A 6641-nucleotide genomic window follows, 5' to 3' on the forward strand; every position below is an offset into this window, starting at 1 on the left:
ACCGGACGCCCTGCCTGGCCCTGCCCACCCGGCTTCGGCTACGCCTTCGCCCCCCTCCCCGGACGGGGAGGGAGAAGGTCAACCAAAATGGTCCATCCTGATCGGCCCCGAGGGCGGTTTCTCGCCCGAAGAAGGCGAACGCCTGCGGTCCCTGCCGTTCACCACCGCCGTTTCTCTGGGTCCGCGCATCCTGCGCGCCGACACCGCCGCCATCGCCGCCATGACCTTGTGGCAGGCGGCCGTGGGCGATTGGGAGCGTTGATTTTCACTCCGCTATTTCCTGCCCCCTTGAGCCGGACCCAAACCTCGCCCATCTAGCCGCGACACACGGTCGCTCACAGATGCGCCGGAGGGGATCTGACGCATGACCGACAACGCGCCGCTGAGCCGGGACGTCCTCATCGAAGCCATGTCCAAGGGCGCCAAGCCCAAGGACCAGTGGCGGATCGGCGCCGAGCACGAGAAGTTCGGCTTCGACAAGACCACCCTGGCCCGCCCCGCCTACGACGGGCCGAGCGGCATCAAGGCCATGCTGGAAGGCCTGCAGCGGTTCGGCTGGTCGCGGGTCGAGGAGAACGGCGTCCTGATCGGGCTGGAGCGCCGCAACGACGAAGGCTTCATCGCCTCTGTCAGCCTGGAGCCCGGCGGCCAGTTCGAACTGTCCGGCGCCCCGCTGAAGACCATCCACGACATCTGCAACGAGACCGGCCAGCACCTGATGGAGGTCAAGCAAGTGGCCGACCAGCTGGGCGTCGGCTTCCTGGGCGCCGGCTTCGACCCGCTGTGGACGCGCGAACAGGTGCCGGTCATGCCCAAGGGCCGCTACGACATCATGCGCGCCTATATGCCCAAGGTCGGCACCCTGGGCCTGGACATGATGCTGCGCACCTGCACCATCCAGGCCAACCTGGACTTCGATTCCGAAGCCGACATGGTGGCCAAGTTCCGCACCTCGCTGGCGCTGCAGCCGATCGCCACCGCCCTGTTCGCCTGTTCGCCCTTCACCGAGGGTCGGCCGAACGGCTTCCTGTCGGCGCGGGCCAACGTCTGGACCGACACCGACGCCGACCGCACCGGCATGCTGGGTTTCGTGTTCGAGGACGGCTTCGGCTTCGAACGCTACGCCGACTATGCGCTGGACACCCCGATGTATTTCGCCAAGCGCGACGGCAAATATGTCGACGCCTCGGGCCAGTCGTTCCGCGACTTCCAGGCCGGCAAACTGCCCGCCCTGCCCGGCGAATATCCGACCCTCAAGGACTGGAACGACCATCTGACCACCCTCTTCCCCGAGGTGCGGCTGAAGGCCTATCTGGAGATGCGCGGCGCCGACGGCGGCCCGTGGAGCCGAATCTGCGCCCTGCCCGCCCTGTGGGCCGGCGTCCTGTACGACGCCCCGTCGCTGGCCGCCGCCTGGGACCTGGTCAAGGACTGGGACATCGCCGACCATGAGCGCCTGCGCCGCGACGTGACCCGTCTGGGCCTGAAGGCCGAGGTGGCGGGCCGCAGCGTGCGCGACATCGCCGTCGATCTGGTCAACATCGCCAAACAGGGCCTGAAGAACCGCGCCCGCTTCTCGGGCGGCATGGTGGACGAGCGCGGCTATCTGTCGGAACTGGAAGACATCGCCGACAGCGGGATCACCCCGGCCGAACGCCTGCTGGACCTGTATCACGGGGCCTGGCAGGGCGACGTGAAACGGATCTACGCCGACTTCGCCTACTGAAACCCGCAGCCCGTCGCGCTGGGCCGGCCCGATTGTCCGTTCTCAAGCCGATCTTTGAGCGAGGCCGCAGGGACGGTTCGGAGGGCGGCGAAGACAAGCCGTGCGGCGATCATGACCTCACCCAGACCGACGCGACATAATCGCCCAGTGGAAACATCCTCGTGCACGCAAATGCGGCCTTAACCGATCTCGCGTAGAGGCTGAATCACTTCGCGAGGAATTGCTGCAATGATCCGTTCGCCCGCCGAGGCGCTGCGCCCACCGCCGACCGATGTGGATCTGGACACCTTCTTCGACGTGTCGCTGGATCTTCTGGTCGTGCGTGAACTGGACGGGCCGGTGGTCAAGGCCAGCGCCTCCTGGTTCTCGGTCCTGGGGTATCGGCCCGATGAACTGGTCGGTCAGCTTCTGCCCAGTCTCGTGCATCCCGACGACCAGCCCGCCACACAGACGGCCATCCTGGAGGTCACGAACCGCCGCCCCGGCGACCCGGTTCTGGGTCAGACCAATCGCTATCGGCACAGGGACGGTCACTACGTCACCCTGGAATGGCGCGCCCAGAGGTTCGGCGACCGAATCTATGCGGTCGCGCGCGACGTGACGGCCAAGGTCGCCGCCGAAAAAGCCCTGATCGAGGCCAAGGCCGCCGCCGAGGCCGCCAGCCGCGCCAAGTCCGACTTCCTGGCCAATATGAGCCACGAGGTGCGAACGCCCCTGAACGGGGTGATCGGCATCGTCGATGCGCTGTCCCGCACCGCCCTGGATCCCGCCCAGACCGAGATGGTCAATCTGATCCGGGCGTCCGGCGTCACCCTGGAACGGCTGGTGTCCGACATCCTCGACGTCTCCAAGATCGAGGCGGGCGAGCTGACGCTGGAGACCCGCCCCTTCGACCTCGACGAGGCCCTGGACGCGCCGCTGGACGTCATGCGTGTCCGCGCCGACGAAAAGGGCCTGAGATTCGACGTCATCCGCGACGATGAGGCGCGCGGCGTCTTCGTCGGCGACAGCACCCGCATCCGCCAGGTGATCGGCAACCTTCTGTCCAACGCGGTGAAATTCACCCACCAGGGCGGCGTCTCCGTCCGCATCGCCCTGGACGAAGACCACGACAGCCTGACCCATCTGATCGTGGATATCCAGGACACCGGCGTCGGCTTCAACGCCGAACACGCCCCCCGCCTGTTCGACCGCTTCAGCCAGGCCGACGCCACCATCACCCGGCGCTTCGGCGGCACGGGCCTGGGCCTGTCGATCTGCCGCGCCCTGGTGGAGATGATGGGGGGACGGATCACGGCCGAATCGACGCCCGGACAGGGCAGCCGCTTCAGGATCGAGATCCCCTTGGCCCGCAGCACCTCCCTGTCCGACTATGTCGCCGGCGAACGCGCCCGGGCGGCCGAGGTCCCGGCGCCGATGCACACGATCCGGGTCCTGCTGGCGGAAGATCATCCGACCAACCAGCGCGTGGTTCAGCTGATTCTGGCCGGACACCCCGTCGAACTGATCACGGTCGAGGACGGCGCCCAGGCCGTCGCCGCCTTCCAGGCCGGCAGCTTCGACGTGATCCTGATGGACATGCAGATGCCCGGCATGGACGGGCTGACCGCGACCCGCATGATCCGCGAACTGGAAGCGACGCGCGCCGCCAACATCCACACGCCGATCATCATGCTGAGCGCCAACGCCATGGCCCAGCACCGCGAGCAGACGATCCAGGCCGGCGCCGACATCCATGTGCCCAAGCCCATCACCGCCGCCAGTCTGCTGGCGGGCATCCAGTCCGTCCTGCCGGCCTGAAGACCGCCTGAAACAAGCGCGCCTTGCGGCGCGCGTCTCAGGCGACGGCGGCGATCAGCGGCGGCCCGCTTCGGCGCCAGTCGCTGCTGGTCCAGCTCAGGACCATGTGGGTCAGCTCGACGATGTTGATCGGCTTGGCCATGCAATCGTCCATGCCGGCGGCGAAATACTCGGCCTTCTGTTCCGCCAGGGTGTTGGCGGTCAGGGCCACGATGGGGGTGGCGCCGCGATGGCCCGGCAGGGCGCGGATGGCGCGGGTGGCGGCGACCCCGTCCATGACCGGCATCTGGATATCCATCAGGATCAGGTCCCAGTCGCCGGTGCGGGCGGCTTCCAGCCCCTGGGCGCCGTCCTCGGCCGTGGCGCAGGCGATGCCCTGGACCTCCAGCACCGCGACCACCAGGGCCCGGTTGCAGTCGTGATCATCGACATACAGGATCCTGGGCGTCCGCCCCGACCCTTCCGTCTCGATGGCTTCGAAGGCCCCAGAAACCTCGGCCGGAAACTCGGCCGGAGCCTTCGCCCCGACCTCTGACTCGACGACGGTCAGACCGGTCGCTGCGGGCGCGGCGTCGCCTTCCGAGGCGTCCCTGCCCGACTGGTCGATCATCTCGTTGACGACCGACAGCAGGCGCTGACCGGCGTTGTTGATCCGCCCCACATGGTCGGCCTGTTCGACATTCAGACTGGACGTCGCCAACAGGTCCGAGAAGCCGATCACCGTATTCAGCGGCGTGCGCAGCTCGTGCGACATTTCGGTCAGGAAGGCCTGGCGCGCCTCGGCCATGGCGGCCTTCTGCTCGGCCGCCGCGCGGGCGTTCTGGGCCTGGACCCGCGCGGTCACGTCGCGTTCGTCCAGCAGCACGCTCATCTGGCCGGTCGCCGGATCCGTGACCGGCCGCACGTCGAGCTGATGCCAGCGCAGCCCGTCACGCGTGACGACCTGGCAGACGTCGGTGACGGCGTTTCCGGCCAGGGCGGCGGCCAGCAGCGGCGGCGCGCGCTCCGGCTCGGCGAACCGCGCCTCGAACCCGTCGGTCGCCGTGCCGTAGGCGGCGAAGGCCGCCGGATTGGAGAAGATCGGCCGCCCCTCGGGATCGAACAGGCTGATCAGGGTCGAGGTATGGCGCAGGGCCTCGGCCGCGCGGTTCTCGTCGCCGTCCGCCGCGATGGGCGAAGCCTCGACCAGCAGCACCGGCGTCCCGTCTTCCAGAAGATAGGTCGAGATCACCGCCGCCACCGTCACCGGGTGGCCGTTGGGGTAGAAGGTCCACTGGTCGCAGACGACCGACCCGTCGGCGGTCTCGCGCGCCAGCCGTTCGACGCGCGCCACGGCCGCCGGCGACAACTGGCCGAAGCCACGGGCCAGCAGGGCCTCCAGACTGTCCGCCTCCCATAGCTCCAGCGCCGCCGGATTGGCGTAGACGCCGCGCCGGCTGACCGGATCGAACAACCATATCGGGCGACGCAGGGCGTCCCATTCGTGCATAGCTGCGGTGCCCTTTCTGGACGACGGTTATTGTAGGACGATCACTGACGGAACGCTGTTAAGAACCGGCTAAGTCGAACCTGCGGAAACCCCGTATGCGCCGCGCGTCCCAAAGCCGTCAGCTCAGGCCACGGCGTAGCGCGCCACGACCCCGTCCGGCTGGAAATCATGCTCCGCCAGCTTGTCCAGCGACCGCAGCACCCGCGCCAGGAAGGCGGCGGGATCGCCCGCCTCCACCGCCGGCCGCAGCCAGTCGGTGACGACGGCGCGGGCGGGGTAGGTTCCGACCGGGCCGGGAATGCTCAGCGCCACCTCGACCCCTTCGGCGATCCAGCCGGCCACTGTGGCGAAGAAGTCCGGCGAGGCCAGGAAGTCAGACGGCCGGATGACATACAGGGTGATGACCCCGTCCTCGATCCCGTCGGGCCGCACGATCACCCCGCTGCGGTCCGGCCGCCAGTCGTCCGACAGCTCGACCACCCGCCACAGGCAGAACCAGACGCGACAGGTGTTGGGTCGGATCGCATGGACCGAGCAGCCGGCGGCCTCGACGCAATAGGCGCACAGTTCGCCGGTCGGCTTGGCCAGTTCGGGCAGGTCCAGCGGAATGGCGCGGCAACATTCGACGCAGGCCCCGCAGGTCCGGTCGGGCAGCAGGGGCAGGCTCACTCGCCCGCCCGCTCCAGCCGGGCGATGCGGCGGTCCATGTCGGCGACGACGGCCTCCAGCCGCGTCTTTTCCGACGCCATGTCCACCGGCGTCCCGTCCTCATAGGCGATGGTCGCGCCTTGAGCGATCAGATCGAGGCGGTAGATGGCCGTCACGCGCTGGGCCCTGAACCGTTCCAGGGCGGCCTGGGCGGCGGGATCGGGGGCCGAATTCGGGGTCTTGCTCATGGCCGTGGCTCTAGCCCATCGCGTCTTCAGGGGAAACCGCCTGTGGATACGGGCGTTTGACGCTGAACCCCGGCCAGAATCCCTGTATGAGGTCCACGGATGATCGGGCGTTTCCCCATCCTCTATATCGCCGAGGCCGACGCCGAGGACGCCGTGCTGTCCTCGGGCGTTCTGGCGCATCTGGTCGACAGCCTGCCGGAGGCCGGCTTCACCGTCGTCGGCTCGGCCGCCAGCGCCCCCCTGTTCGCCGACACCCCGCGCCTGGAACGCCTCCTGGTGCTGGAGCGCGAAGGCCGTTTCGACTGGATCGCCCTGTGGAACCAGGTGCGCGGGACCAAGTGGGGCCTGATCGTGGACATGCGCGGCTCGGACCTGTCGGGCAAGCTGCGCCGTGTGAAACGGGCGGTGCGCGACAAGACCGCTCAGCCCGGCCTGCACGCGGTCCAGGCGGCGGCCGCGGTGCTGAAGCTGGAGCCGCATGAGGTTCCGGCCCCCCGCCTCCATGTCTCGGATCAGACGCGCGCCCAGGTCGAGGCCCTGATCCCCGCATCCGGCGGCGCCAATTCTGAAAAGGATCGGCCCATCCTGGCGATCGGCCCCGGCGTTGAATGGATGGGCCGCCGCTGGCCCGCCGAACGCTACGCCAAGGTGGCGACCAAGCTGCTGGCCGACGACGGCCCCCTGGCGGGCGGCCGGCTGATGCTCGTCGGCGAGGAGATCGACCGCGAGG

At 68.7% G+C, this 6641-nt stretch carries 7 protein-coding genes; 4 read left to right on the forward strand and 3 right to left on the reverse strand.

Features of this window, described 5'->3' with window-relative positions; genetic code table 11:
• The 3 genes from ER13_RS15065 to ER13_RS15075 form a co-directional block, all read left to right on the forward strand.
• A partial coding sequence (locus tag ER13_RS15065; protein WP_035310531.1) for an RsmE family RNA methyltransferase occupies window positions 1-262 on the forward strand: 262 nt, incomplete at its 5' end.
• A gap of 102 nt (window positions 263-364) precedes the next feature.
• Window positions 365-1726 carry a glutamate--cysteine ligase gene (locus ER13_RS15070; protein WP_035310533.1) on the forward strand — a complete coding sequence of 454 codons (1362 nt, stop codon included), beginning with the start codon at window positions 365-367 and terminating at the stop codon, window positions 1724-1726.
• A 228-nt stretch (window positions 1727-1954) separates the two neighbouring features.
• On the forward strand, window positions 1955-3526 hold the full coding sequence (locus tag ER13_RS15075) for a PAS domain-containing hybrid sensor histidine kinase/response regulator (RefSeq protein WP_035310536.1): 1572 nt from the start codon (window positions 1955-1957) through the stop codon (window positions 3524-3526).
• Between the two features lie 37 nt (window positions 3527-3563).
• On the opposite strand, the gene ER13_RS15080 is transcribed toward ER13_RS15075, so the two are convergent.
• The 3 genes from ER13_RS15080 to ER13_RS15090 form a co-directional block, all read right to left on the reverse strand.
• Window positions 3564-5015: a response regulator gene (locus tag ER13_RS15080; protein ID WP_008260926.1), complete on the reverse strand. Its 1452-nt coding sequence runs from the start codon at window positions 5013-5015 to the stop codon at window positions 3564-3566.
• A gap of 123 nt (window positions 5016-5138) precedes the next feature.
• On the reverse strand, window positions 5139-5684 hold the full coding sequence (locus tag ER13_RS15085; protein WP_035310539.1) for a hypothetical protein: 546 nt from the start codon (window positions 5682-5684) through the stop codon (window positions 5139-5141).
• Complete coding sequence (locus ER13_RS15090; RefSeq protein WP_035310540.1) at window positions 5681-5911, reverse strand: hypothetical protein; 231 nt, start codon at window positions 5909-5911, stop codon at window positions 5681-5683. The genes ER13_RS15085 and ER13_RS15090 overlap by 4 nt, the downstream gene beginning before the upstream one ends.
• A 99-nt stretch (window positions 5912-6010) precedes the next feature.
• On the opposite strand from ER13_RS15090, the gene ER13_RS15095 reads away from it, so the two are divergent.
• Window positions 6011-6641, forward strand: a 631-nt coding sequence (locus ER13_RS15095) for a glycosyltransferase family 9 protein (protein WP_035310542.1), incomplete at its 3' end; no start/stop codon positions are given.

The sequence above is a fragment of the Brevundimonas sp. EAKA genome (assembly GCF_000698025.1).
GTDB classification, from domain to species: Bacteria; Pseudomonadota; Alphaproteobacteria; order Caulobacterales; family Caulobacteraceae; genus Brevundimonas; species Brevundimonas mediterranea_A.